The organism is Streptomyces sp. NPDC028368, assembly GCF_055565615.1.
Window position 1 is genome coordinate 436866 of the sequence record NZ_JBVHTY010000003.1, and the last position, 23574, is coordinate 460439.

The 23574-nt window shown below is 70.9% G+C and carries 22 protein-coding genes and 2 tRNA genes; 12 read left to right on the forward strand and 12 right to left on the reverse strand.

Going from position 1 to position 23574, the window contains the following annotated elements; genetic code table 11:
* Positions 1-5 precede the first annotated feature (5 nt).
* A complete protein-coding gene (locus ACZ4S3_RS09070) occupies positions 6-689 on the forward strand; it encodes an AIM24 family protein (protein WP_467928767.1) in 684 nt (227 codons plus the stop codon).
* 19 nt (positions 690-708) lie between these two features.
* The gene (locus ACZ4S3_RS09075) at positions 709-1467 is read left to right on the forward strand and encodes an AIM24 family protein (protein ID WP_467928770.1); all 759 of its coding nucleotides are present in this window, start codon (positions 709-711) and stop codon (positions 1465-1467) included.
* Between the two features lie 60 nt (positions 1468-1527).
* Here the strand turns inward: ACZ4S3_RS09075 and ACZ4S3_RS09080 are convergent, their stop codons facing one another.
* Both ACZ4S3_RS09080 and ACZ4S3_RS09085 read right to left on the reverse strand, forming a co-directional pair.
* Positions 1528-2070 carry an NUDIX hydrolase gene (locus ACZ4S3_RS09080; RefSeq protein ID WP_467928773.1) on the reverse strand — a complete coding sequence of 181 codons (543 nt, stop codon included), beginning with the start codon at positions 2068-2070 and terminating at the stop codon, positions 1528-1530.
* On the reverse strand, positions 2067-3611 hold the full coding sequence (locus tag ACZ4S3_RS09085; RefSeq protein WP_467928775.1) for a zinc-dependent metalloprotease: 1545 nt from the start codon (positions 3609-3611) through the stop codon (positions 2067-2069). The genes ACZ4S3_RS09080 and ACZ4S3_RS09085 overlap by 4 nt, the downstream gene beginning before the upstream one ends.
* A gap of 191 nt (positions 3612-3802) precedes the next feature.
* On the opposite strand from ACZ4S3_RS09085, the gene ACZ4S3_RS09090 reads away from it, so the two are divergent.
* The 4 genes from ACZ4S3_RS09090 to ACZ4S3_RS09105 all read left to right on the forward strand — a co-directional run bounded on the left by ACZ4S3_RS09090 (position 3803) and on the right by ACZ4S3_RS09105 (position 7029).
* Complete coding sequence (locus ACZ4S3_RS09090) at positions 3803-4954, forward strand: SDR family oxidoreductase (RefSeq protein WP_467928778.1); 1152 nt, start codon at positions 3803-3805, stop codon at positions 4952-4954.
* 101 nt (positions 4955-5055) lie between these two features.
* Entirely contained in the window at positions 5056-5529 is a 474-nt protein-coding gene (locus tag ACZ4S3_RS09095; RefSeq protein ID WP_467928782.1) for a molybdenum cofactor biosynthesis protein MoaE, read from the forward strand.
* A gap of 121 nt (positions 5530-5650) precedes the next feature.
* Complete coding sequence (locus ACZ4S3_RS09100) at positions 5651-5833, forward strand: hypothetical protein (RefSeq protein WP_467928786.1); 183 nt, start codon at positions 5651-5653, stop codon at positions 5831-5833.
* A gap of 98 nt (positions 5834-5931) precedes the next feature.
* Positions 5932-7029 (forward strand): YlbL family protein, encoded by a 1098-nt coding sequence (locus tag ACZ4S3_RS09105; RefSeq protein ID WP_467928790.1) that lies wholly within the window; start codon positions 5932-5934, stop codon positions 7027-7029.
* A 5-nt stretch (positions 7030-7034) separates the two neighbouring features.
* On the opposite strand, the gene ACZ4S3_RS09110 is transcribed toward ACZ4S3_RS09105, so the two are convergent.
* A complete protein-coding gene (locus ACZ4S3_RS09110) occupies positions 7035-7589 on the reverse strand; it encodes a PPA1309 family protein (protein ID WP_467928795.1) in 555 nt (184 codons plus the stop codon).
* A gap of 136 nt (positions 7590-7725) precedes the next feature.
* Here ACZ4S3_RS09110 and ACZ4S3_RS09115 point away from each other — a divergent pair, with 136 nt between their 5' ends.
* The 4 genes from ACZ4S3_RS09115 to ACZ4S3_RS09130 all read left to right on the forward strand — a co-directional run bounded on the left by ACZ4S3_RS09115 (position 7726) and on the right by ACZ4S3_RS09130 (position 13056).
* Positions 7726-10623, forward strand: coding sequence for a UPF0182 family membrane protein (locus tag ACZ4S3_RS09115; RefSeq protein WP_467929691.1), 2898 nt, complete (start codon positions 7726-7728; stop codon positions 10621-10623).
* A 112-nt stretch (positions 10624-10735) separates the two neighbouring features.
* Positions 10736-10809: transfer RNA gene (locus tag ACZ4S3_RS09120), tRNA-Met, on the forward strand.
* Between the two features lie 218 nt (positions 10810-11027).
* Positions 11028-12878: a tetratricopeptide repeat protein gene (locus ACZ4S3_RS09125; RefSeq protein ID WP_467928800.1), complete on the forward strand. Its 1851-nt coding sequence runs from the start codon at positions 11028-11030 to the stop codon at positions 12876-12878.
* A 104-nt stretch (positions 12879-12982) separates the two neighbouring features.
* Positions 12983-13056, forward strand: a tRNA-Met gene (locus ACZ4S3_RS09130).
* A gap of 106 nt (positions 13057-13162) precedes the next feature.
* Here the strand turns inward: ACZ4S3_RS09130 and ACZ4S3_RS09135 are convergent.
* The 4 genes from ACZ4S3_RS09135 to ACZ4S3_RS09150 all read right to left on the reverse strand — a co-directional run bounded on the left by ACZ4S3_RS09135 (position 13163) and on the right by ACZ4S3_RS09150 (position 16779).
* Positions 13163-14293, reverse strand: a complete 1131-nt coding sequence (locus ACZ4S3_RS09135; RefSeq protein ID WP_467928805.1) for an ABC transporter substrate-binding protein — start codon at positions 14291-14293, stop codon at positions 13163-13165.
* 41 nt (positions 14294-14334) lie between these two features.
* Positions 14335-15201 (reverse strand): ABC transporter permease, encoded by an 867-nt coding sequence (locus ACZ4S3_RS09140; RefSeq protein ID WP_467928809.1) that lies wholly within the window; start codon positions 15199-15201, stop codon positions 14335-14337.
* The gene (locus tag ACZ4S3_RS09145) at positions 15198-16019 is read right to left on the reverse strand and encodes an ABC transporter ATP-binding protein (protein ID WP_467929693.1); all 822 of its coding nucleotides are present in this window, start codon (positions 16017-16019) and stop codon (positions 15198-15200) included. Before ACZ4S3_RS09145 ends, ACZ4S3_RS09140 begins: the two co-directional genes overlap by 4 nt.
* A gap of 340 nt (positions 16020-16359) precedes the next feature.
* On the reverse strand, positions 16360-16779 hold the full coding sequence (locus ACZ4S3_RS09150; protein ID WP_467928814.1) for a Fur family transcriptional regulator: 420 nt from the start codon (positions 16777-16779) through the stop codon (positions 16360-16362).
* Between the two features lie 161 nt (positions 16780-16940).
* Between ACZ4S3_RS09150 and ACZ4S3_RS09155 the strand changes: the two genes are divergently transcribed.
* The gene (locus ACZ4S3_RS09155) at positions 16941-18404 is read left to right on the forward strand and encodes a catalase (RefSeq protein WP_467928818.1); all 1464 of its coding nucleotides are present in this window, start codon (positions 16941-16943) and stop codon (positions 18402-18404) included.
* A 112-nt stretch (positions 18405-18516) separates the two neighbouring features.
* Here ACZ4S3_RS09155 and ACZ4S3_RS09160 read toward each other — a convergent pair whose 3' ends face one another.
* Positions 18517-18918: a CBS domain-containing protein gene (locus ACZ4S3_RS09160; RefSeq protein ID WP_467929696.1), complete on the reverse strand. Its 402-nt coding sequence runs from the start codon at positions 18916-18918 to the stop codon at positions 18517-18519.
* 151 nt (positions 18919-19069) lie between these two features.
* On the reverse strand, positions 19070-19873 hold the full coding sequence (gene hisN / locus ACZ4S3_RS09165; RefSeq protein ID WP_467928822.1) for a histidinol-phosphatase: 804 nt from the start codon (positions 19871-19873) through the stop codon (positions 19070-19072).
* 208 nt (positions 19874-20081) lie between these two features.
* On the opposite strand from hisN, the gene ACZ4S3_RS09170 reads away from it, so the two are divergent.
* The gene (locus ACZ4S3_RS09170) at positions 20082-20669 is read left to right on the forward strand and encodes a TetR/AcrR family transcriptional regulator (protein ID WP_467928826.1); all 588 of its coding nucleotides are present in this window, start codon (positions 20082-20084) and stop codon (positions 20667-20669) included.
* 27 nt (positions 20670-20696) lie between these two features.
* Here ACZ4S3_RS09170 and ACZ4S3_RS09175 read toward each other — a convergent pair whose 3' ends face one another.
* From ACZ4S3_RS09175 to aroA, 3 genes are all read right to left on the reverse strand, one after another.
* Positions 20697-21020, reverse strand: coding sequence for a DMT family transporter (locus ACZ4S3_RS09175; protein WP_467928829.1), 324 nt, complete (start codon positions 21018-21020; stop codon positions 20697-20699).
* 91 nt (positions 21021-21111) lie between these two features.
* On the reverse strand, positions 21112-22119 hold the full coding sequence (rsgA, locus tag ACZ4S3_RS09180; protein ID WP_467928831.1) for a ribosome small subunit-dependent GTPase A: 1008 nt from the start codon (positions 22117-22119) through the stop codon (positions 21112-21114).
* Between the two features lie 14 nt (positions 22120-22133).
* Positions 22134-23507 (reverse strand): 3-phosphoshikimate 1-carboxyvinyltransferase, encoded by a 1374-nt coding sequence (aroA, locus tag ACZ4S3_RS09185; protein WP_467928835.1) that lies wholly within the window; start codon positions 23505-23507, stop codon positions 22134-22136.
* Positions 23508-23574 lie beyond the last annotated feature (67 nt).

Below are 23574 nucleotides of genomic sequence, written 5' to 3' on the forward strand. Positions count from 1 at the left end.
AAATCATGAACCAGCAACAGCTGTCGGGCTACGTCCCGACCCCGCCCGCCGCCCGTATGGAGAACCACGGCAGCGCCATGGTGAAGATCGCCATGCAGAGCGGCCAGGACGTCTTCGCACGCACCGGCTCGATGGTCGCCTACGAAGGCTTCGTCCAGTACGAGCCCAACCCGCCCGCCGTGCGCCAGATGGCCTCCCAGTGGATCACCGGCGAGGGCGCCCCGCTGATGAAGTGCTCCGGCGACGGCCTGCTCTTCCTCGCCGACTACGGCGCCGACGTGGTCTGCATCAACCTCAACGGCGACTCGCTCTCCGTCAACGGCACCAACCTCCTGGCCTTCGACGCACACCTCCAGTGGGGCGTGCAGCGCGTCAAGGGGATGGCGAAGTTCGCCGGCCAGGGACTCTTCAACGTCGGGATCTCCGGCACCGGCTGGGTCGCGCTGACCTCCCGGGGCACGCCCATCGTCGTCGACTGCGGCCGCGGCGAGGACGAGACCTATGTGGACCCGGACGCCCTGGTCGCCTGGTCGACGAACCTGAAGATGAAGGGCAAGCGCAGCTTCAAGGCGTCCTCGATGATCGGACGCGGCAGCGGCGAGGCGTACCAACTGGGCTTCTCCGGCCAGGGGTTCGTCGTCGTCCAGCCCAGCGAGGACAGCACCGACCGGCTCCGGGCCCGGGGCTGAGGGGGAGGACGAACACGCCATGCAGAGTCCGCTTTTCGCCTTCACCGAGGCACAGACCCAGGACCGCTACGCCCTGCAGAACGAGCAGCTGCTGCGGGTCACCCTCGAGGGACACGAGGACCTCCTCGCCCGTAAGGGCACGATGGTCGCCTATCAGGGCCTGCTCGAATTCGAGGGCAACTACCAGACCCAGGGGCAGCACCGCGCCCGCGCGACCACCGGCGAGGGCCTGGACCTGATGCGGGTCTCCGGGCAGGGCACGGTCTATCTGGCCAACCTCGCCCAGTACATCCATGTCGTCGACGTCGACCACCAGGGCCTGACCGTCGACGGCAGCTACGTCCTGGCGCTGGACTCCGCCCTCCACTGGGACGTCGTCTCCGTCGACAGCCAGTACGGCATCTCCGGCACCGGCAAGTACCAGCTCAACATCTCCGGGCAGGGCAAGGTCGTGCTGATGACCTCGGGCCAGCCGCTGATGCTGCAGGTCACGCCCGACAAGTACGTCAACGCCGATGCGGATGCGGTGGTTGCCTGGTCCAAGTCGCTGCGGGTGCAGATGCAGGCGCAGACGCACTCCTCCGGGGTGTGGCGGCGGCGCGGCAATACCGGCGAGGGCTGGGAGCTGAGCTTCCTCGGGCAGGGGTACGCGCTGGTACAGCCCAGCGAGCTGCTGCCGCCGCAGAACGCCGTGATCGGGTCCGGCATGGCCGCCCAGTTCGGCATGGGCCAGCAGGGCGCCCACGGAGCCAACCAGGGCAACATCTTCACCAACTGACGTGCGGCGCCCGCGGATCCGGCGCCCGTCCCCTCCCGGGCCGGGCGCCGGATGCCCGGTCTAGGCGGACTGTCCGAGCAGCGCGCGGGTACGGTCCACCAGGCGCACCACCGACGCATCGGCGACGGAGGCCACCTCGTCGTAGGCGAACCAGCGCAGGTCAAGCGACTCGTCGCTGATCGCCGCCTCGGCGCCCTCGGGTGCCAGCGCCGCGTACTGCACGTCCAAATGCCAGGCGCAGGGCGTGTGATGGCGGTCCAGCCGCACCGGCCCGCCGGGCAGCAGCGTCAGCCCCTGGGCGATCCCGGACTCCTCACGCGCCTCACGCAGCGCCGCGTCCGCCAGGCGGGCGTCCTCCGGCTCGCAGTGGCCGCCCATCTGGAGCCACATCTCCAGCTTGCGGTGCAGCGTGAGCAGCACCCGGCCGCCGACCGGGTCGACCACCAGGGCGCTGGCCGTGATGTGCCCGTCCTTGCACGGCTTCCACATGCCGTCCTGGTGGGCGGCGAGATGGTCGAGATACGTCAGCCGCAGCCGCTCCTGATCGGCCGACGGCGCGGGCCACTCCTTGAGCACCCGCGCCGCGTCCTCGCGCAGACTCACTTGTCGCCGTCACCCTTGCCGTCGTCGGAGGACCGGTCGTCGGACGACGGGCCGCCGGCGTCCTCGGGGCCCTCGGCGTCCTTGGCGCCCTCGGCGTCCGCGGCGGGCTTGGCGTCCGCGGCGGGCTTGGCGTCCGCGGCGGGCTTGGTCAGGTCCTGCTTGCCGCCGCTCGCCGCCTCGCCCAGCATCTTGTCGAGCTCGGAGAAATCCAGCTGCTCGTGATGCACGAACCCGTCCGGGTCGTCCAGGTCGGCCGCCGTCGGCAGCATGTCCGGGTGCGCCCACAGGCCGTCGCGGCCCTCCAGGCCCCGGGCGTCCGTCAGGGAGGCCCACAGGCGCGAGGCATCCCGCAGCCGGCGCGGACGCAGCTGGAGGCCGATCAGCGTGGAGAACGTCTGCTCGGCCGGGCCGCCGCTCGCCCGGCGGCGCCGCAGCGTCTCGCGGAGCTTGTCCGCCGACGGCAGATGCGGCTTGGCAGCGGCGTGCACCACCGCGTCCACCCAGCCCTCGACGAGCGCCAGCGCGGTCTCCAGCCGGGCCAGCGCGGCCTTCTGCTCCGGAGTGTCCTCGGGCTGGAACATGCCCTGCTGCAGGGCGTTCTGCAGCTCCTCGGGGTGCTGCGGGTCGATCTGGCCGACCACGTCCTCCAGCTTGGTCGTATCGACCTTGATGCCGCGCGCATAGCCCTCCACGGCACCGAACAGATGCGAGCGCAGCCACGGCACATGGGCGAAGAGCCGCTGATGGGCGGCCTCGCGCAGGGCCAGATACAGCCGCACCTCCTCCTCCGGGACGCCCAGGCCCTCGCCGAACCTGGCGATGTTCCCGGGCAGCAGCGCCGCCTTGCCGGCCGGGCCCAGCGGCAGCCCGATGTCCGTGGAACCCACGACCTCACCGGCCAGCACGCCCAGCGCCTGGCCGATCTGGGTGCCGAACATCGCGCCGCCCATGGAGCGCATCATTCCCAGGAGCGGGCCCGCCATGGCCTGCATCTCGCCGGGCAGCACATCGCCCATGGCCGACCCGACGCGCTCGGCGAGCGGATTGACCAGGTCCTTCCATACCGGCAGGGTCTCCTCGACCCACTCGGCGCGGCTCCAGGCCACCACCGAGCCGGACCCCGACGGCAGCGACGTCACGCCGTCCAGCCACAGGTCCGCCAGCCGCACGGCCTCCTCGACCGCGGTGCGCTCGCCCGGCGACAGGCTCGCGTCCTTGCTGCCGTCCTCGGCGCCCTGCGCGACGGTCTGCCGCGCGATGTCCTTGGCCATGTCCCAGTTCACCGGGCCGCCCTCGTACGAGAGCATCTGGCCGAGCTTCTGGAAGGCGGCGCCCAGGTCGCCAGGGTTCATTTCGCCGCCGGGGCCGCCCATGCCGCCGAAGAGCGCCGCGAACGGATTGTCCGCGCCGCCGCTCCCGCTGCCGAACCCGAAGGGGTCCGCGGGGCCCTGGCTACCTCCCTGGCCGCCCTTCTTCTTGCCGTTGTCGCCGTCCTCCGGCTCCTCCGGCGGAAGGCCGAATCCAAATGGGGTGTCACTCACGGGTTTCCTCGGCTCGTAGGGCCACCGGCAAGGGGCCGGCGGCGGCTGCCCGGCATCACCTCCAGCGTAGACACCCGCCCCGCTTCGGGGCTCGGTGCTTCACCGGCGCGGTGCCTGCGGCAGGATGGACAGCACCTGGTACGTACGCGTCAGCACGCGTACGTACTGAATTCAACCGCTGGAGATGCCCGGTGAGTTCCCCAGATCCGACCGTTCGCGCAGCGCGAAACGCTGCGGCCAAGGCCGAGCCGACAGGCAACGGCGCAGGCGGCGCCAGGGCCCGGCCGCTGCGCCGGCCCGTCGTGGCCGTCACCGGAGCCGCCTCCGGGGTCGGCGCGCTGCTCACCCGTGCCCTGGTGGCATCCGACGAGATCAAACAGGTCGTGGCCATCGACGAGCGGCGCGGCGACATCGCCGAGGCCCACTGGCATGTCCTGGACGTCCGCGACCCCGCCATCGCCGACAAACTGCGCGGCGCCGACGTCGTCGTCCACCTGGCACTCGACCTCGACCTGGAGACCGACGCCGCCGCCCGCACCGCCTACAACGTGCGCGGCACCCAGACCGTCCTGACCGCCGCCGCCGCGGCCGGCGTCCACCGGGTGGTGCTGTGCACCTCCGCCATGGTCTACGGTGCGCTGCCCGACAACGATGTTCCGCTGGCCGAGGACGCCGAGCTGCGGGCCACCGCCGACGCCACCGGTGTCGGCGACCTCCTGGAGATCGAGCACCTGGCCCACCGTGCGCCCCGCGCGCACCCCGGCCTGAACGTCACCGTCCTGCGCCCCGCCGTCCTGGTGGGCGGCACCGACACCGCCCTGACCCGCTACTTCGAGTCGCCCCGCCTCCTGGTCGTCGCCGGATCCCGCCCCGCCTGGCAGTTCTGCCACGTCGAGGACCTGGTCAGCGCCCTGGAGTACGCCGCCCTGGAGAAGGTCGACGGCGAGCTGGCGGTGGGCTGCGACGGCTGGCTGGAGCAGGAGGAGGTCGAGGAGCTGTCCGGTATCCGGCGCATGGAGCTGCCGTCCTCGGTGGCCCTGGGCGCCGCCGCCCGGCTGCACCGCATCGGGCTGACCCCCTCACCCGCCGGTGACCTCGCGTACACGATGCACCCCTGGGTGGTCAGCGGCAGTCGCCTCCACGAGGCGGGCTGGCGGCCGAAGTGGACGAACGAGGAGGTGCTCGCCGAGCTCCTGGAGGAGGTCGCCGGCCGCCACACCGTCGCCGGCCGCCGCCTGGGCCGCAAGGACGCCACCGCCGCCGGTGCGGCCGGCGCCACCGTCGCCCTCCTGGGCACCGCCGCCCTGGTCCGCCGCGCACGCAAGGCCCGCCGCCGTATCTGAGGCGGTGGGCCCCGCGGCCTGTACGAGCCTCCATACGGTTCCCCGGACGACCGGTGGAATCGGCCATTCCCCAGCGCGGCCCGGTGCGGCACGATGGGAGCATGTCAGCCGATACCTCACCCCCCGGCCGCGACCACCCCGGCGAGCGGGCCGCCGCGGATCCGATCCGGCTCATCGCGGTCCGCGACACCGCGCTGTCCGTGGATGAGGTCTTCGCGGCCGTCGGGGACGCCGCCGCGGGTGGTACGGCGCTGTTCGTCGGCACGGTCCGTTCGCACGACAGCGGTGCGGACGTCGAGGGGCTGGGCTACTCTGCGCACCCCTCCGCCGAGGCGGAAATCAGACGCATCGCCGAGAAGGTCGTCGCCGACTACCCCGTCCGGGCGCTGGCCGCCGTCCACCGAGTGGGTGATCTGGCCATCGGCGATCTGGCGGTGGTCGTCGCGGTCTCCTGCCCGCACCGGGGCGAGGCGTTCGAGGCGTGTCGCAAGCTGATTGACGACCTCAAACACCAGGTCCCGATCTGGAAGCACCAGACGTTCTCCGATGGTGCACAGGAGTGGGTGGGGGTTTAGAACCCGGCTTCGGCGCCGTTGCTCCGGTTGCGTAACCCGCCCCCTGGCGTAAGCGTTGACCCATCGGATGGTTAATCTGCTAATCGTCGATTGCGGTCGTACAAGGGGTTGGGAGGTCGCTGTGGGTGCGCTCCTCTGGTTGCTGGTTCCGGTTCTTGCTGCGCTCGTCGCCACGGTGTGGAGCAGCTGGACCCAACGCAACCGCAAGACCGGCGACGGCGCGGAGCTCGCCGGCTATGCCCGGTTCCGCGAGGCGATGGAGCGGGAGCATTCCGTTTCCGACCCCGCCTCCGACGCCGTCTGACGGCCTCCCGGCGTACGCACGAGCAACCGCGGTGCCCGTCGTCCCCGTACGGACGGCCCCGCGGGCCGGTTGTCATACCCGTCCCGTACTGTCGTTCCATGCCACGCCGCACCGCGACGCTACTCGCCTCGACCCTGATGCTGATCGCGCTGCTCTGCGCCGGGGTGCTGATCCCCGTGCCGTATTCCGAGATGTCGCCCGGCCCGACGGTGAACACCCTCGGCGATCATGACGGCGAGCCGGTGCTGCAGATCGTCGGGCCCAAGACGTACCAGCCGACCGGCCATCTCAACATGACCACGGTACGGGTCACCGGCCCCGACTACACCATGAACCTCTTCGAGGCGGTGGCCGGCTGGCTGGACCACGACAGTGCCGTGGTGCCGCACAAGACGCTCTACCCCGAGGGGCAGACGGCCGAGCAGGCCGACCAGGAGAACGCCGAGGAGTTCAGCCAGTCCCAGGAGAGCGCCAAGACCGCGGCCCTCAACCAGCTGCATGTCCCGGTGGCGACCCAGACGGTGGTCAGCACCGTCATGAAGGACAAGCCGGCCGACGGGCGGCTGCACGCGGGCGATGTGATCAAGGCCGTGGACGGCACGGCGGTCAAGGCCTACAGCGATGTCGCCCGGCTCGTCACCCGGCACAAGCCGGGCGAGAAGGCCGTCTTCACGATCATCCCCGCCAAGGAAGCGGCCGCGGCGGAGAAGAAGGGCAAGAAGCCCGCGACCGGCGTGAAGCAGGTCGCCATCACCACGGCGAAGGCGAAGGACGGCCGGGCCATCGTGGGCATCCAGGCCGGGGTGGACCACATCTTCCCGTTCACCATCGACGTCAAGCTGGCCGATGTCGGCGGGCCCAGCGCCGGGCTGATGTTCGCGCTCGGCATCGTCGACAAGCTGACGCCGGGGAACATGACCGGCGGCAAGTTCGTGGCCGGTACGGGCACGATCGACGACAAGGGGAACGTCGGCCCGATCGGCGGCATCTCGATGAAGACGGTCGGTGCCCGGGACCAGGGCGCGCAGTTCTTCCTGACGCCCAAGGACAACTGCACGGCCGCGGCCAAGGACACTCCCAAGGGCCTGACCCTGGTGAAGGTCGGCACGATAGGTGACGCCGTCAAGGCACTGGAGAAGATCCGTAAGGGCGACACCGCCGGCCTGCCGAGCTGCAGCCCGGCAGGCCGGTCGTAGTGCGGTTACGCCTCGAAGGTCGCGGCCAGCGCGTCCGCGAGGCCCGGCACCAGGGCGGAGCCGGTGAGTACCTCGGACGTGGAGTCCTTCTCCCGCAGCCGCAGCGCCGATTCGCGCGCCCCGTCGCGCAGTACGGCCACCGTCATGCGGACCTCCTGGCGGTCCGGGTGCCGGGCGACCCACTTGGCGAGCTGGGCATCGTCCATGCCGTCGGGCACGGAGTCCTCGGCGGACGGCGGCAGCATCAGACGTTCCACGGTCAGCGCGCAGCCGGTGACGGCGTCGGGCCAGGCGATGGTGGCGAGGAACTCGTCCAGCGGGGCGCCGGCCGGGATCTCGTCCTGTTCAACGGGGGTCAGGGAAGCGGTGGTGGAGTCGTCGATGCCGAGCTGGGCGGCGAGCGCGGGCTCCTGATCGCGCAGCTTGGCGGTGTCGACGAGGGCGAACAGTCGGGCGGGCTGATCCCAGCCGAGCCCGGCGGCGTATTCATCGATTTCGAGTACGGCGCGGGTCAGCGGGTCGGCGGCGAGGGGGGTGCCGTCAACGGGGAGGTTGGTCATGCTCAACATCGTGCCTTGTCCGCCCCGGAAATCGGGAACCGAGTAAAGCCTTCGTAAGTTGCATCACTGGGTCCTACTATCGCCGGGCCTGTTCCACACAACAGCGAACTTCGAGGTGCGCACCTTGGCTTTCCAGATGCCGGACCGTGGCGGAGGCCCCTCAGGGCCACGGATCAGAGTCGGCCGACCGTCCCGGCGGGTCCGGACCCTGCTCATGACATTGGGCGTACTGGCCGTGCTGGCCATGCTCTTCGTGATGTTCTCCGGGTTCTGGACCGACTGGCTCTGGTACCGCTCGGTCCACTACTCCTCCGTCTTCACCACGACCCTGTGGACCAAGATCGGTCTGTTCTTCGCCTTCGGCGCCGTGATGGCGGCGGCCGTCGGCATCAACATCTGGCTGGCGCACCGGCTGCGGCCGCCGCTCAGCGCGATGTCCATGGAGCAGCAGAGCCTGGACCGCTACCGGATGGGCATCGCCCCGTTCAAGAAGTGGGCGCTGATCGCGATCACCGCGGTGATCGGCCTGATCGCGGGTGCGTCCGCGTCCGGTGAATGGCGCACCTGGCTTCAGTGGGTCAATGGCGTGCAATTCGGGCAAAAAGACCCGCAGTTCGGCATGGATGTCGCGTTCTACGCCTTCGATCTGCCGTGGTACCGCTTCCTGCTGAGCTTCGGTTTCGCCTGCGCGGTGCTGTGCCTGGTCGCCGCCGCGCTGACGCACTACCTCTACGGCGGGCTGCGGGTGACCAGCCCCGGCTCCCGGGCGACGGCCGCCGCGACCGGCCATCTGTCGGTGCTGCTGGGTATCTTCGTCTCCCTCAAGGCCGTCGCGTACTGGCTCGACCGGTACGGCCTGGCGGTCAAGTCCAGCGGCCTGAAGTCGGCGGACAACTGGACCGGGCTGCGCTATGTCGACGCCCATGCCTATCTCCCGGCGAAGACCATCCTGTTCTTCATCGCGGCGATCTGCGCGGTGCTGTTCTTCGCGACCCTCTGGCGCCGCACCTGGCAGCTGCCGGTGATCGGCTTCGGCCTGATGGTGCTCTCGGCGGTCCTGATCGGCGGGCTGTATCCGGCGATCGTGCAGAAGTTCCAGGTCCAGCCGAACGAGGCCAACAAAGAGGCCCCGTACATCAAGCAGAACATCAAGGCGACCCGGGATGCGTACGACATCCGGAACTCCGAGGTCACGCCGTACAAGGGCAATTACAAGCCCGGCGGCAAGGAGGACAGCCAGCGGCTGCGGGACGAGGCCGACACCACGGCCAGCCTGCGCCTGCTCGACCCCAATGTGGTCTCGCCGGCCTTCCAGCAACAGCAGCAGGTGCGGGCGTACTACCAGTTCCCCTCCACCCTGGACGTCGACCGGTACAAGGACAAGGACGGCGCCGAGCAGGACACCGTCATCGGGCTGCGCGAGCTGAACATCGCCGGTATCCCGGATCACAACTGGATCAACGACCACTTCAAGTACACCCACGGTTACGGTGCGGTCTCGGCGAAGGGGACCGAGACGGCCGACGGCGGCGGTCCGAAGTACACCGAGTCGGATCTGCCGGCCAAGGGGCAGCTCCCCAAGTACGAGCAGCGGGTGTACTACGGCGAGAAGACCTCGCAGTATTCGATCGTCGGCGGTCCGCAGAAGGAACTGGACTACTCCGACGACAGCGGCGAGAAGAGCTATCGCTACCAGGGCAAGAGCGGGGTGAATCTCTCCAACCCGATCAACCGCGCCGCCTACGCGGTGGCGTTCGGGGAGCCGCAGATCCTCTACTCCGGTGCGATCGGCGACGGTTCGCGGATCCTGTACAACCGCACTCCCAAGGAGCGGGTCGAGGCGGTCGCCCCCTGGCTGACCATCGACGGCGATGCCTATCCGGCGGTCATCAACGGCCGGATCCAGTGGATCGTGGACGCCTACACCACCAGCAACGGCTATCCGTACGCCTCGCGCACCACGCTCGGCGACACCACGGCCGATTCGCTCACCGACGGACAGCGGGCGGTGGTGGCCCAGCAGAACCAGGTCAACTACATCCGTAACTCCGTCAAGGCGACGGTCGATGCCTACGACGGCTCGGTCAAGCTCTACCAGTGGGACGAGAAGGACCCGGTCCTCAAGACCTGGATGAAGTCGTTCCCCGGTACGGTCACGAAGAAGAGCGCCATCAGCCCCCAGCTGAAGGAGCATCTGCGGTATCCGCAGGACCTGTTCAAGGTGCAGCGTCAGCTGCTGACCACCTACCACGTCACCGACCCGGGTACTTTCTACTCCGGTTCGGAGCGCTGGCAGGTCCCGAGCGACCCGACGACCAAGTCGGGCAACTCCGTGCCGCCGTACTACCTGAGCATGAAGATGCCGGACCAGAAGAACCAGGCGTTCTCGCTGACGACGACCTTCACGCCCAACAAGAAGGACAACCTCGGTGCCTTCATGGCCGTCGACGCCAACGCGAACAGCGGCGACTACGGCAAGATCAGACTGCTGAAACTGCCCGCGCAGACACCGGTGCCCGGTCCGCAGCTGGCGCAGTCGAAGTTCAACTCCGATCCGACGATCGCCAATGAGCTCAACATCCTCAAGAGAGGCGATTCGGAGATCGAGTACGGCAATCTGCTGACCGTGCCACTGGACGGCGGGCTGCTGTATGTCGAACCGGTCTATCTGCGCGGTGCCGGTACCAACTACCCGCTGCTGAAGAAGGTGTTGGTCAGCTACGGCGACGACAAGCCGGTCCTGGAGGACTCCCTCAAGGATGCGCTGGACGTCGTCTTCGGCAAGAAGGCGCCGAGTACGGGCACCAAACCGCCGGGCGGCGACACGGGCCCGGCACCGCCGTCCAACCAGACGGTGCAGCAGGCGCTGAGCGACGCCGAGAAGGCCTACGACGAGGGTGAGAAGGCCCTCGAGCGCAAGGACTTGGGCGCGTACGACGCGGCCAAGAAGAAGCTCAAGGCGGCGCTGGACCAGGCGGCGAAGGCGTCCCGGGAAGCGAAGTCGCCCACCAAGGGCGGCAAGCCGGGCGGCTGAGCCGGCCGGTGGCAACTGCGGGCCGTGCGGCCGCCGGTGTACCCGCCGGCGGCCGCACGACAGCGGTGGTCAGGGGCCACCCCGGCCCCGTGATAGCGTGAGGGAACAACGACGCGGGGTGGAGCAGCTCGGTAGCTCGCTGGGCTCATAACCCAGAGGTCGCAGGTTCAAATCCTGTCCCCGCTACGGAAGATGAAGGCCCGGATCTCTCAGGATCCGGGCCTTCGTCATGTGTGTGGTGAGCGTTTTCGGTCGGTGCTGGCCAAGGCCGCGTCGAACGACCGATGTGGCGAACCTGTGTGCTTGAGTTTGACAAGTCGCCGTGTCGGGAAGTCGACAAACCGCTGTAGTGACCTCACTGGCTGCGGTATACCAGGTGTACGCGGGTTACAGGTGATGCGACGATGGCTGTTATGGGGGACAAGGCAAGGTTGTTGGAGACGGACCGGTTTGTGCATGCGCCCGACGACGGGCGCGAATCCGAGCTGCCGATGGATGCGATGGAGGCCGCAGAGGCTGCCGACGCGTCCGATGCGGTCACCGAGACCGGCCACCGCCGGGCCGCCGAGGCGGGTGACACCGCCGCCATGAGCGCGCTCGGCGCGATGCTGCTGCGCCGCGGCGACCTGGACGGCGCCGAGCCGCATCTGCGCTCCGCCGCCGCGGCCGGCGACCGCGCCGCGGCCAACAACCTCGGCGTTCTGCTGCACCAGCGGGGCTACGCCGACGAGGCGGGCGGCTGGTGGCGGATCGCCGCCGTCGCCGGTTCCGCGGCCGCCGCGCACGCCCTCGGCCGGCACTACCGCGAGCGCGGCGACGAGCCCGCCGCCGAGTACTGGCTGCGCCAGTCCGCAGAATCCGGCCACTGCCTGGGCGCGTACGCCCTCGCCGACCTGCTGGAGCACCGTGGCGACGTCGGCGCCGAGCGCTGGTTCCGCGCCGCCGCCGAGCGCGGCCACCGCGAGGCCGCCTACCGCCTCGCCCGGATCATCGAGGACGGCCGCGACTCCGACCGCCGTACGACGCCCGCCTACGGGGAGCTGACCCGGCAGGCCGAAGCCGAGCAGTGGTACCGCCAGGCCGCCGCGCGCGGCCACCGGCGGGCGGCCCTCCAGCTGGGCGCGCTCCTGGAGGACCGCGGCGACATCCAGGAGGCGGGCCGCTGGTACCTGTCCGCCGCCAAGGACGGCGAGGCGCGGGCCGCCTGCGCGCTGGGCTTCCTGCTGCGCGACGCCGGGGACGAGGAGAGCGCCGCCGAATGGTGGCGGCGGGCCGCCCAGGACGGCGATGGCAACGCTGCCAACGCGCTGGGCGCCCTGCACGCCGACCGCGGCGAACTGCAGACCGCCGAGCGCTGGTACCGCGTCGCGCTGGACGCCGGCGACGTCAACGGCGCGTACAACATCGGCCTGCTCTGCGCCGGGCAGGACCGGGCCGGCGGCGGCGAGCAGTGGTACCGCCGCGCCGCCTACGCCGGGCACCGCGAGGCCGCCAACGCGCTCGCCATCCTGCTGCTGCAGCGCGGCGACGCCGCGGGCGCCGAGCCGTGGTTCTCCAAGGCGGCCGAGGCGGGCAGCGTGGACGCCGCGTTCAACCTCGGCATCCTCTTCGCCGGGCGCGGCGACGAGCGCACGGCGCAGACCTGGTACGAGCGGGCCGCGGCGGCCGGGCACACCGAGGCGGCGCTGCAGGTCGCCCTCGTACAGCTGCGGGACGGCGAGCTGCAGGACGCGGAGCGCAATCTGCGCTGTGCGGCCGGCCGCGGCAGCCCCGAGGCGGCCTTCCGGCTCGCGGACCTCCTGGACCGCAGGGCCGCGGCGGCGGGCGAGGGGTCGGCGGACAGCGAGCGGACCGCGGACGACGAGAGCACCCAGTGGTACGAGCGGGCGGCGCGGCAGGGTCACCGCCGCGCCCAGGTCCGGGTTGGCATGTTCGCGGCGGCTCGCGGCGATGTGGTCGGCGCCGCGGACTGGTACCGCGCGGCGGCCGAGGCCGGCAGCCGTAACGGCGCCTTCAACCTCGGGCTGCTGCTGGCCCGCGAGGGCAGCCTCCCCGAGGCCGCCTTGTGGTGGCAGCAGGCCGCCGAGGACGGGCACGGCCGCGCGGCGCTGCGCCTGGCGCTGCTTGCCGCCCGGCGCGGCGCGCTCGCCGAGGCGCAGAGCTGGTGCGCGCGGGCCGTGGAGCTGGGCCCGCCCGAGGTCTCCGAGCGCGCGGCACGGCTGCGTACGGCGCTCCAGGAGGAGCTCAGCGCGTAGCGGCGCCCCTGGGGCCCAGGGCCGGGTCCCGGGGGCCGCCCCTGGGTTACGGGGAAGGGATTTGCGCTGGTCGTCGGCCTGGGGTTAAAGTAAAGACACAACGACGCGGGGTGGAGCAGCTCGGTAGCTCGCTGGGCTCATAACCCAGAGGTCGCAGGTTCAAATCCTGTCCCCGCTACTGAAGGACAAAGGCCCGGATTCCTTGAGAATCCGGGCCTTTGTCGTTCTCCAGGCCATGGTCGTGCTCTGAGCGTTTGTCGTGCTCCGGGGTCATGGCTGCGGATCTACGGACGGTGTCCGACCGCCTCCGCGTACAGGGCGCGGTCCACGAGTTTGTTCTCCGGCAGCGGCGCCCCCTTGGTGACGCCCGCGTCCCGGTAGGCCTTCTGCAGCCGGTCCGCGGTGCCCTTCCGGATCTCCCAGTCCATCCGGAGCGACGGCACCGAGGTAAGGATCTTGGGGTCCACCTCGAGCAGCGTCGCCAGCTCGGCAGCGAACGCCTTGTCGGCCTTGTAGTCACCGGCGAAATAGGTGTTGACGGTGCGGATGTACGCGCGCAGGAAGGCGACGCCCGCGTCCGGGTCCCGCTGGAGCAGGTTCGGGCCGTAGAGGGCGCCGCCGAGCGGTTCGCCCTGGGGCTGGCCGCCGAGGAACGCGTACCCCTTGTCGCCGTCGACCTGGCGCCAGACCGGGTCGAGCAGCCAGGCGGAATCCACGCCGCCGCCGGTCAGGGCGGTCAGTACGTCGGAGGAGCCGAGCTGCTGGAAGGTGACGGAGTTCATATCGGCGCCGTGTGCGGCGAAGAACCTGTCCATCGGGTACATGATCACGGAGCCTTTGCCGATCATGGTGCCCATGGTGGAGCCCTTGAGGGAGACCGAGGAGGCACTGTGGCCGCCCTTCAGGCGCACCCACAGGCCGCTTTTGGACTTCGGGTCGGGGGAGAAGTTTCCGGCCACCCAGCGGATGTCGAAGCCGCCGTTGATGCCGTTGACGACGGCGGCTTCGGGGGCCGCCCACAGGGCGTCCAGATCGCCCTTCGCCAGCAGCGGCAGTGCCTCCGGCGTGGGCAGCACCTTCAGCCGGACGTCCAGGCCCTCCTTCTTGAACTCGCCCTTGGCGATGGCCAGTCGAAGCGGCGCGACGTACTCGGCCCCCAGTGTGCCGGTGGCGACCGTGAGGGTGCGGCGCTTCTTCAGGGGGGCGGGGGCCGGGGCGCCCTTGTCGCAGCGGGCCGGGGCGCGGGTGGGGGAGCGGTCGGCGGGGTCGGTCCAGGAGGCCTTGCCGCAGCCCGCCACCGGCTTGATGGTGCGGGGCTTTGCGGCGGTGCCGGTGCCCTGCTGGGCGGTGCAGCCCGCGCTGAGGGCGAGTGCTGCGGTGAGCACGGCGAGGACGGTGGTGCGGGAGCGCGGCATGGGACCTCCGTGCGGGGGCGGATTCCGGGGGAGTGGGGGGCTCAGTTCTGGGCGCGGCCGCGGTCGCGAGGGGCCCAGGGCGTGAGGAACCGCCCGGCCAGCCGCACCAGTTCGGAGAAGAGCACGCCCAGGACGGCGACGCAGACGATGCCGACGAACATCACGTCGTTCTGGAACAGGGCGCGCGAATCGAAGATCAGATGGCCCAGGCCGTCGGCGGCGGCGATCTGTTCGGAGGCGACGATCACCAGGACGGCCACGCCCGCGGCGATCCGGGCGCCCACCAGGACGGCCGGCAGTGAGGCGGGCAGCAGGACATGGCGGAACATCTGCCAGGGGCTCGCGCCGAAAACCCGCCCCGCATCGCGGTGTCCGGAGGGAACGGCGAGCACCGCAGCCATCGTTGATATCCATACGAAGAAGAAGACGGTGGCGGCGACGAGGGCGACCTGCGGGCCTTCGCCGAGGCCGAACATGTTGAGGAAGACGGGCAGGAGGGCGAGTTTGGGGACGACGTAGAGGGCGTCGAGGAGGGGTTCGAGGGCGGCGCGTACGAGGTGGAGGGAGCCCATCAGGAGGCCGAGGGCATAGCCGGTGACGGTGCCGATGGCGTAGCCGGCCAGGACGCGCCGGAGGGTGGCCCGGACGTCCGGCCACAGCTCGCCGGCCAGGGCGCGGTCCCAGCCGTCGGCCAGGATGGTGGACGGCGCGGGATAGACGCGGGCGTCGATCCAGGCCTGCGCGGCGGCCAGTTGCCACAGCAGGACGAGGACGAGCGGGACGGCGACGGCCAGCGAGAGTTCGAGGGTGCGCCGGCGGCGGTGGGTGCGTTCGGGGCGCAGCTCCTGGGGGCCGGGGCGGCGGATCAGGAGGCGGTCGGGTGCGGGTGTGCGGGGTGCGGTGGTCATGCCGGTACGGCCCCCTTCCCGGCGGCCCGGTCCCGCCCGTCGACCTCGCCCCGCAGCAGATGCCACAACTCGGCCTGCAGGGCGGTGAATTCGGGGGAGCTGCGGACCTCGCCGGTACGCGGACGGGCGAACGGCGGGCGGCGTTCGGCGATGATCCGGCCGGGCCGGGCGGACATCACCAGCACCCGGTCGCCGAGCACGAGGGCCTCTTCGAGGCTGTGGGTGATGAAAAGGGTGGTGGTGCGGGTGGTCTGGGTGAGGTCGAGGAGCTCGTCCTGGAGGATGGTCCGCAGCTGGGCGTCCAGCGCCGCGAACGGCTCGTCCATCAGCAGGATCCCGGGCTCGACGGCGAGCGCACGGGCAATGGCGACGCGCTGGCGCATCCCGCCGGAGAGCGCGGCCGGGTAGGCGCCCGCGAAGTCGGCGAGCCCCATCCTCGCGAGCCATGAGCGGGCGCGCTCATCGGCCTCCTTACGGGGCACGCGCTGGATGTCGAGGCCGAAGCGGACATTGGCCAGGACGGTCTTCCAGTCGTAGATGCCGTAGTCCTGGAAGATCATCGCGGCCGGGCGGTCGGCGCTCGCCCGGATCTCCAGCTCGCCCGCGCTGGGGCGCAGCAGGCCGGCCGCGATCCGCAGCAGCGTCGATTTTCCGCAGCCGGACGGGCCGACGATGCAGACGAATTCGCCGGGCGCGATCTCGACGTCGACGGGGCCGAGGGCGGCCAGTGCCTTGCCGCCGCGGCCGAAGGAGCGGGTCAGGGCGCGGGCGTGCAGGGCCGGCCGGCGGGCGGACGGTTCGGCGGGCGGGCGGGGGATCCGGTCGGTCGGCGGGGAAGGGTGCGGCTCTCCCACGGGTGCTCCTCGCGGAGTGCGGTGTGCGGACAGGGCGCCGCCGGGGCACGGGGCCGGGCCCGGTCGGACCCGATGGCCGAAAAGCGCGGCACGGGCGACGATATGACGGGTCGTCAGATTCGGGAAGAGGGCGTGCGCACCCCGGTGCGCGGCCACCGCCGCCCCCGGGGAGGCGGTGCGGGCATGCGAAGGGGCCCGCTGCCATGGCGGCGCGGGCCCGGCGTGGCGTACGGCGTGACGCCCTGCGGGAGGCGGACGCGGCTCGGACGGGGGCGGCCCGGACGGGGGCCGACTCCCGGTGGGGTCAGGAGGCGGCGCTGCAGTTGGGGCACAGGCCCCGGTAGGTCACCGTGACCTCGGAGACCTGGAAGCCGTAGCGCTCCGGTTCGGGCAGGGCGGAGAGCGGGTCGCCCTGGACGTGGACGTCGCGGATCGTGCCGCACCGCGAGCAGACGAGGTGCTGGTGGTCGTGATGGGCGTTCGGGTCGTAGCGCTTCGCCCGGCCGTCGGTGCTCACCTCGAGCACCTCGCCGAGCGAGACCAGCTCCCCCAGCGTGTTGTAGACCGTGGCGCGGGAGATCTCGGGGAGCCGCTCGGTCGCCAGTGCGTGCACTTCGTCGGCGGTGTAGTGGACGTGGTCCCCGTCGAGGACCTCGGCGACGACGCGTCGTTGTGCGGTCAGCCGCCAGCCGCGTCCCCGGAGCCGTTCCAGCAGGTCACTCATGCCAATCACCTATCAGTCAGATAAGGCCAAGGGTAGCAGCGGCCGGTCCATGACCGGATCGGGTACGAGATTCGGATGCTTCTTGACTTAGACAATGTCCAATGTAGGATCGGCAGCGGCGCAAGCCAAGGGACAGGCGGAGATCACTTCAGGAGGCGCACGTGTCGGTAGAGAGCAGCACTGGACCGCTGACCACGGAGAGCGGGGCCCCGGTCGCGGACAACCAGAACAGCGAGACGGCCGGCCTCGGCGGACCCGGTCTGATCCAGGACCAGCTCCTGATCGAGAAGCTCGCGCACTTCAACCGCGAGCGCATCCCGGAGCGCATCGTGCACGCCCGCGGCGCCGGTGCGTACGGCACCTTCACGGTGACCGCGGATGTGACCGAGTACACCCGCGCGAACTTCCTCTCCGAGGTCGGCAAGCAGACCGAGACGTTCCTGCGCTTCTCGACGGTCGCCGGCAACCTCGGCGCGGCGGACGCGGTGCGTGACCCGCGCGGGTTCGCCCTGAAGTTCTACACCGAAGAGGGCAACTACGACCTCGTCGGCAACAACACCCCGGTGTTCTTCATCAAGGACGCCATTAAGTTCCCCGACTTCATCCACACCCAGAAGCGCGACCCGTACACCGGCTCGCAGGAGGCGGACAACGTCTGGGACTTCTGGGGGCTGAGCCCGGAGGCCACCCACCAGGTGACCTGGCTCTTCGGCGACCGCGGCATTCCCGCCTCGTACCGCCACCTCAACGGCTACGGCTCGCACACCTTCCAGTGGAACAACGAGGCGGGCGAGGTCTTCTGGGTCAAGTACCACTTCAAGACCGACCAGGGCATCAAGAACCTCACCTCGGAAGAGGCCGCGGCGCTGGCCGGCCAGGACCCCGACAGCCACCAGCGTGACCTGCGGACGTCCATCGAGCGGGGCGACTTCCCGACCTGGACCGTGCAGGTGCAGATCATGCCCGCGCAGGATGCGGCCAACTACCGCTTCAACCCGTTCGACCTGACCAAGGTCTGGCCGCACGAGGACTACCCGCCGATCGAGATCGGCAAGCTGGAGCTCAACCGCAACCCGCAGAACATCTTCGCCGAGGTCGAGCAGTCGATCTTCTCCCCGCACCACTTCGTGCCGGGTATCGGCCCGTCCCCCGACAAGATGCTCCAGGGCCGTCTCTTCGCTTACGGCGACGCGCACCGCTACCGCGTCGGCATCAACGCCGACCACCTGCCGGTGAACCGCCCGCACGCCACCGAGGCGCGCAGCCACGGCCGCGACGGCGCGCTGTACGACGGCCGCCACGCGGGACAGAAGAACTATGAGCCCAACAGCTTCGGCGGCCCGGTCGAGACCGGCAAGCCGCTGTGGCAGCCGGCCGCCCTGGCCGGTGCGACCGGTGAGCACGCGGCACCCTCGCACGCCGAGGACAGCGACTTCGTGCAGGCCGGCAACCTCTACCGCCTGATGTCGGAGGACGAGAAGGAGCGCCTGATCAACAATCTGGCGGGCTTCATCTCGCAGGTCTCCCGCGACGACATCGCCCAGCGCGCGATCGAGAACTTCCGCCAGGCGGACGCGGACTACGGCAAGCGGCTCGACGCCGCTGTCCAGGCCCTGCGCGGCTGAAATGAGCCCGCCCCCTTGGCTTCCTCGGGGGTAGCTCGCTTGTCGCTGCCGTAGAAGGCGAAGAGGCCGGATGCCAAGGGGCTCCGGCCTCTTCGTGCGTCCGGATCCTGCCTCACGCAGGTACGGCGCCGATCCGTTCGATGACATCCGACCGGCAGCGGATGATGTCACGTACGGAGACGACGCCGACCGGTTCGCGGTCGTCCAGCACGATCAGATGGCGGAAGCCGCCGCGCACCATGGCGTCCGCGGCGTCGTCGAGGGTCCAGTCCGGCGCGGCGAAGACCACGTCCGAGGTGGTGTGACTCTGGGCGGTTTCCCGGTCGGGATTCTCGCCCGCGCCGAGGGAGTTGAGGATGTCGCGCTCGGTGAGAATGCCGAGGCCGCTGGTGTCGGTGTCGAGGACGACGGCCGCGCCGACCCGGCGGGCCGCCATCAGCTGTGCGGCCTGCCGGAGGGTGTGAGCGGGCCCGATGGTGAGGACCACCGTGCTCATGGCGTCTTTGACGAACATGGGCATGGAGTGGAGCCACCTCCTTGGTGAATGTGCCTTGCGAAGAGATTCACAAGTTCACAAAGTGGGGGATTCTCATGTTCACATGCCGTCGCCGATGCAACAAGGGGCAAGTGTTGGACGGATGTCCGAACACTCGCCCCTTCGCAGGTCAGTGGCGCGCGTCGCCGATATAGGTCAGCAGGTCCTCGTGCAGCAGGCCGTTGGAGGCCGCGGCATTCCCGCTGTGTGGGCCCGGCTTTCCGTCCAGACCGGTGAACCGGCCGCCCGCCTCCTGGACGACCACCGCACAGGCCGCCATGTCCCACAGCGACAGCTCCGGCTCGGCGCAGATGTCCACCGAGCCCTCGGCGATCATCATGTACGGCCAGAAGTCGCCGTAGCCCCGGGTGCGCCAGCAGTCCCGGCTCAGATCGAGGAACCCGGGCAGCTTGCCGCGCTCCTCCCAGCCGGTCAGCGAGGAGTACGCGAACGACGCGTCCTGGATGCGGCCGACCTCTGAGACACGCAGCCGGGTGGCGGAGGTCAGGCTGCGGCCCGTAAAGGCACCCAGGCCTTCGGCGGCCCACCAGCGGCGGTTGAGGGCCGGGGCGGAGACGATGCCGACCACCGGGCGGTCGCCGCCTTCGCCGCGCTCCATCAGGGCGATCAGCGTGGCCCACACCGGGACCCCGCGGACGTAGTTCTTCGTGCCGTCGATCGGGTCGATGATCCAGCGGCGGGGGCCGGCGCCCTCGCTGCCGAATTCCTCGCCGAGCACCGCATCGCGCGGCCGGGCCCGCTGGAGATGACCACGGATCAGCTCCTCGGCGGACTTGTCCGCCTCGCTCACGGGCGTCATGTCCGGTTTGGTCTCGACCTTGAGGTCGAGAGCCTTGAACCGCTCCATGGTGGCGGCGTCCGCGGCGTCCGCGAGGACATGGCCGAGGCGGAGATCATCGTGATAGTCGGGCATGTGCGAACAGTATCTACAGGTATACGCAGGAGTCACCCGGCCATGCCCGGCCCGCCGTACCGGGTCATTCCACTGGCCGTGTGAGCGCGGCGCGGCGGCTCGCGAAAAGCGCGGTGACGGCCCGTGCGGCGACCCTTGACAGCCCCTGGTGCCCCGTCAATTCTGTGCGCACAGCGGCCTTTTGGGCCGACGGCCGGGGAGGCGACGGATGCCCGCAGCGCGTGAATGCTTGCTGGATGCCGCATATACGGCGCTGACGCGGCGGAACTGGGCGGACGTCCGGATGGTGGATGTCGCGGCCGCGGCCGGGGTCTCCCGGCAGACCCTCTACAACGAATTCGGCACCAAGGAGGGACTGGCCCGCGCCCTCGTACGGCGGGAGACCGACAACTATCTGGCCGGGGTCGAGCGGGCGCTGACCAGGCGGCCCCCCGCTGCCGGAACGGGGGGCGACGCGGCGGGCCGGGTGGTGGCCGCGGCCGCCTGGACGGTGCGTACCGCACGCGCCAATCCCCTGGTCAGGGCCGCACTGACGGGATGCTGGGGCGACCGGCTGCCCGCCCCGCCGCGGCCGGAGCCCGCCGAACTGGTCGGCCGCTTCCGCGACCGGGCCGTCGCCGCCCTGGAGCCGGACTGGCCCGAGGAGGAGCTGCCCGCCCTCGGTGCCGCCTGCGAGACCGCGGCGCGGCTGGCGCTGTCCTGCGTCGTCGCCCCGGCGGGGAAGCCGGACCGGGCCGGGCCCGATGCGGTGTCACGGCTCGTACGGGGCGCGTTCACCGGGGTGCGGGGCGGGTGAGCGGTTTTCAGGTGCGGGTGAGCGGCCTCAGTGGGCCGAGCCCGACAGCTGCAGCCCGATGACGCCGACGATGACCAGGCTGATGGAGACCAGCTTGAGGGTGGAGACCAGGTCGCCCAGGAAGACCATGCCGTAGATCGCGGTACCGGCCGCGCCGATGCCCGTCCACACCGCGTATGCCGGGCCGACGTCGAGCTTGCGCAGCGCCAGGGTCAGCAGCCCGAAGCTGGCCAGCGCGAACGCGGCGAAGGCGATGGTGGGGAAGAGGCGGGTGAAACCGTGGGAGAGCTTGAGGCAGACGGCGAAGCCCGTCTCCAGGAGCCCCGCCACCACCACCAGCAGCCACGCCATGTCCCATTGCCTCCGTCGGGTCGGTGACCGCTTCGCGTGCCGTGCAGCGATTATGCAGTTACCTCGGACGGGTGGCAGCCCATTCGCACGATCAGTCGCCCTCGCGTCGCTCCCGGGTGGCGAGCAGCCGGCGCAGCGAATAGAGGCGGGCCGGATCGGCGTGCCCGTCGGTGACCCACCGGTCCAGCGCACAGTCCTGCTCGTCATGGCTGCAGGCGCGCGGGCAGCCTTCGGTACCCGGCTCCAGGTCGGGGAAGGCAAGGATGACCCGCGACGGGTCGATGTGGTGCAGCCCGAAGGACCGTACGCCCGGGGTGTCGATGACCCAGCCCGCGTCGTCCGGCAGCGGCAGCGCCAGCGCGGAGGTGGTGGTGTGCCGGCCGCGGCCGGTGACCGCGTTGACGTGCCCGGTGGCCCGGCGGCGCTCCGGGACCAGGGCGTTGACCAGCGTCGTCTTGCCCACGCCGGAGTGCCCGACGAACGCCGTCATACGGCCCGTCAGCTGTTCCCGGACGCGTTCGGCGGCGCTGCCGTCGGTGAGCTCGTCGCGGTTGGTGACCACGTACGGGACGCCGAGCGCGCCGTAGGACTCCAGGAGGTCGTCGGCGGAGGCCAGATCGGACTTGGTCAGCACCAGCAGCGGGTCGAGGCCCGCGTCGTAGGCGGCGACCAGACAGCGGTCTATGAGCCGGGGGCGCGGTTCCGGGTCGGCGAGGGCGGTGACGATCGCGAGCTGGTCGGCGTTGGCGACCACGACCCGCTCGTAGGGGTCGTCGTCGTCGGCCGTGCGGCGCAGCGTCGAGGTACGCGGCTCGACCCGGACGATCCGGGCGAGGGTGTCCTTGGCGCCCGTCAGATCGCCCACGACCGCGACCCGGTCGCCGACCACCGCGCTCTTGCGGCCCAGCTCGCGGGCCTTCATGGCGGTGACCGTACGGCCCTCGATCAGGCAGGTCAGCCGGCCGCGGTCGACGGTCAGGACCAGGCCTTCGCCGGCGTCCAGATGCTTGGGGCGAATGTTCGAACGGGGGCGGTTGCCCTTGGGGTTGGGACGGACGCGGATGTCGTCCTCATCGGGGTTCTTGCCGTAGCGGCGCATGGCGGCCGTACCCCTCAGGCTCTCCGGGCGGGGACGGCCGCCGGGTCGAGCATGTCCGTCCACATCGCGGGGAAGTCCGGCAGGGTCTTGCCCGTGGTGGCGACGTTCTCCACCTCCACGCCCTCGACGGCCAGGCCGATGATTGCCGCGGCGGTCGCCAGGCGGTGGTCGTCGTAGGTGTGGAAGATCCCGCCGTGCAGGGGGCGCGGCCGGATGTGCAGGCCGTCGGCGGTCTCGGTGACATCGCCGCCGAGTTCGTTGAGCTCCTTGGTGAGCGCGGCCAGCCGGTCGGTCTCGTGCAGCCGCAGGTGCGCCACGCCGCGCAGCGTGGAGGGGGAGTCGGCCAGGGCCGCGACGGCGGCGATGCCCGGGGTCAGCTCGCCGACCTCGCTCAGGTCGACGTCGAGGCCGTGGATGCTGCCGCTGCCGGTGAACGTCAGACCGTGGTCGGTCAGCTCGCAGGAGCCGCCCATGGCGGTGAAGATCTCGCGCAGCGCGTCACCGGGCTGGGTGGTGTGCTCGGGCCAGTCCGGGATGGTGACCCGGCCGCCGGTGACCAGCGCCGCGGCCAGGAACGGCTGGGCGTTGGAGAGGTCCGGCTCGACGACCAGATCGCGGCCGAGCAGCGCGCCGGGGGTGACCCGCCAGACGTTCGCCTCGCCGCCCGCCTCGGGGGTGTCCACCTGGGCGCCGACGCTGCGCAGCATGTCGACGGTCATCCGGATGTGCGGCATGGAGGGCAGCGCGGCCCCTACGTGGCGGACCTCGACGCCCTGGTTGAAGCGCGGCGCGGACAGCAGCAGGGCGCTGACGAACTGGGACGAGGAGGACGCGTCGATCTCGACCGGGCCGCCGTCCAGGGCGCCGCCGCCGAAGACCGTCATCGGGAGCGCGCCGCGGTTGTCGTCGTCGATCCGGGCGCCCAGGGTGCGCAGCGCGTCGATGACGCCGCCGAGCGGGCGCTCGTAGGAGCGGGGGTCGCCGTCGAAGCGGACCGGGCCGTCGGCCAGCGCGGCGACCGGCGGCAGGAAGCGCATGACCGTTCCGGCATTGCCGACGTCCACGGTGGCCGGGCCGTGCAGGCCCGCCGGGATGATCCGCCAGGCCTCGCCGCCGCCGGGCAGCGCATCGGCGCCCGCGGAACCGGCGGAGCTGGAGGAGGCGGTCTCCTCGATGCCGACGCCCAGGGTGCGCAGGGCCTCGGCCATCAGGAGGGTGTCGCGCGAGCGCAGCGGGCGGCGCAGCCAGCCGGGCTCGGAGGACAGGGCGGCCAGGATCAGGCCGCGGTTGGTGACCGATTTGGAGCCGGGCACGGTGACGGTTGCATCGACGGCCCCGGGCGCGAGGGGGGCGGGCCACAGGGCGGGGAGTGCGGGGCTGTCGGTCATGCCCTTACTTTAATGGCTGGGCAAGAGTCCCGATCTTGATCAAAACTGGCGCAACCCCGACGAAACA

Coding starts and splice junctions, on each gene's coding strand:
- ACZ4S3_RS09170 (WP_467928826.1), top strand. CDS start 20,082: ATGCCCGCAGCGCGTGAATGCTTGCTGGATGCCGCATATACGGCGCTG.
- rsgA (WP_467928831.1), bottom strand. CDS start 22,119: ATGCGCCGCTACGGCAAGAACCCCGATGAGGACGACATCCGCGTCCGT.
- hisN (WP_467928822.1), bottom strand. CDS start 19,873: ATGCCCGACTATCACGATGATCTCCGCCTCGGCCATGTCCTCGCGGAC.
- aroA (WP_467928835.1), bottom strand. CDS start 23,507: ATGACCGACAGCCCCGCACTCCCCGCCCTGTGGCCCGCCCCCCTCGCG.
- ACZ4S3_RS09135 (WP_467928805.1), bottom strand. CDS start 14,293: ATGCCGCGCTCCCGCACCACCGTCCTCGCCGTGCTCACCGCAGCACTC.
- ACZ4S3_RS09110 (WP_467928795.1), bottom strand. CDS start 7,589: ATGACCAACCTCCCCGTTGACGGCACCCCCCTCGCCGCCGACCCGCTG.
- ACZ4S3_RS09115 (WP_467929691.1), top strand. CDS start 7,726: ATGCCGGACCGTGGCGGAGGCCCCTCAGGGCCACGGATCAGAGTCGGC.
- ACZ4S3_RS09070 (WP_467928767.1), top strand. CDS start 6: ATGAACCAGCAACAGCTGTCGGGCTACGTCCCGACCCCGCCCGCCGCC.
- ACZ4S3_RS09150 (WP_467928814.1), bottom strand. CDS start 16,779: ATGAGTGACCTGCTGGAACGGCTCCGGGGACGCGGCTGGCGGCTGACC.
- ACZ4S3_RS09175 (WP_467928829.1), bottom strand. CDS start 21,020: ATGGCGTGGCTGCTGGTGGTGGTGGCGGGGCTCCTGGAGACGGGCTTC.
- ACZ4S3_RS09125 (WP_467928800.1), top strand. CDS start 11,028: ATGGCTGTTATGGGGGACAAGGCAAGGTTGTTGGAGACGGACCGGTTT.
- ACZ4S3_RS09160 (WP_467929696.1), bottom strand. CDS start 18,918: ATGTTCGTCAAAGACGCCATGAGCACGGTGGTCCTCACCATCGGGCCC.
- ACZ4S3_RS09140 (WP_467928809.1), bottom strand. CDS start 15,201: ATGACCACCGCACCCCGCACACCCGCACCCGACCGCCTCCTGATCCGC.
- ACZ4S3_RS09095 (WP_467928782.1), top strand. CDS start 5,056: ATGTCAGCCGATACCTCACCCCCCGGCCGCGACCACCCCGGCGAGCGG.
- ACZ4S3_RS09075 (WP_467928770.1), top strand. CDS start 709: ATGCAGAGTCCGCTTTTCGCCTTCACCGAGGCACAGACCCAGGACCGC.
- ACZ4S3_RS09105 (WP_467928790.1), top strand. CDS start 5,932: ATGCCACGCCGCACCGCGACGCTACTCGCCTCGACCCTGATGCTGATC.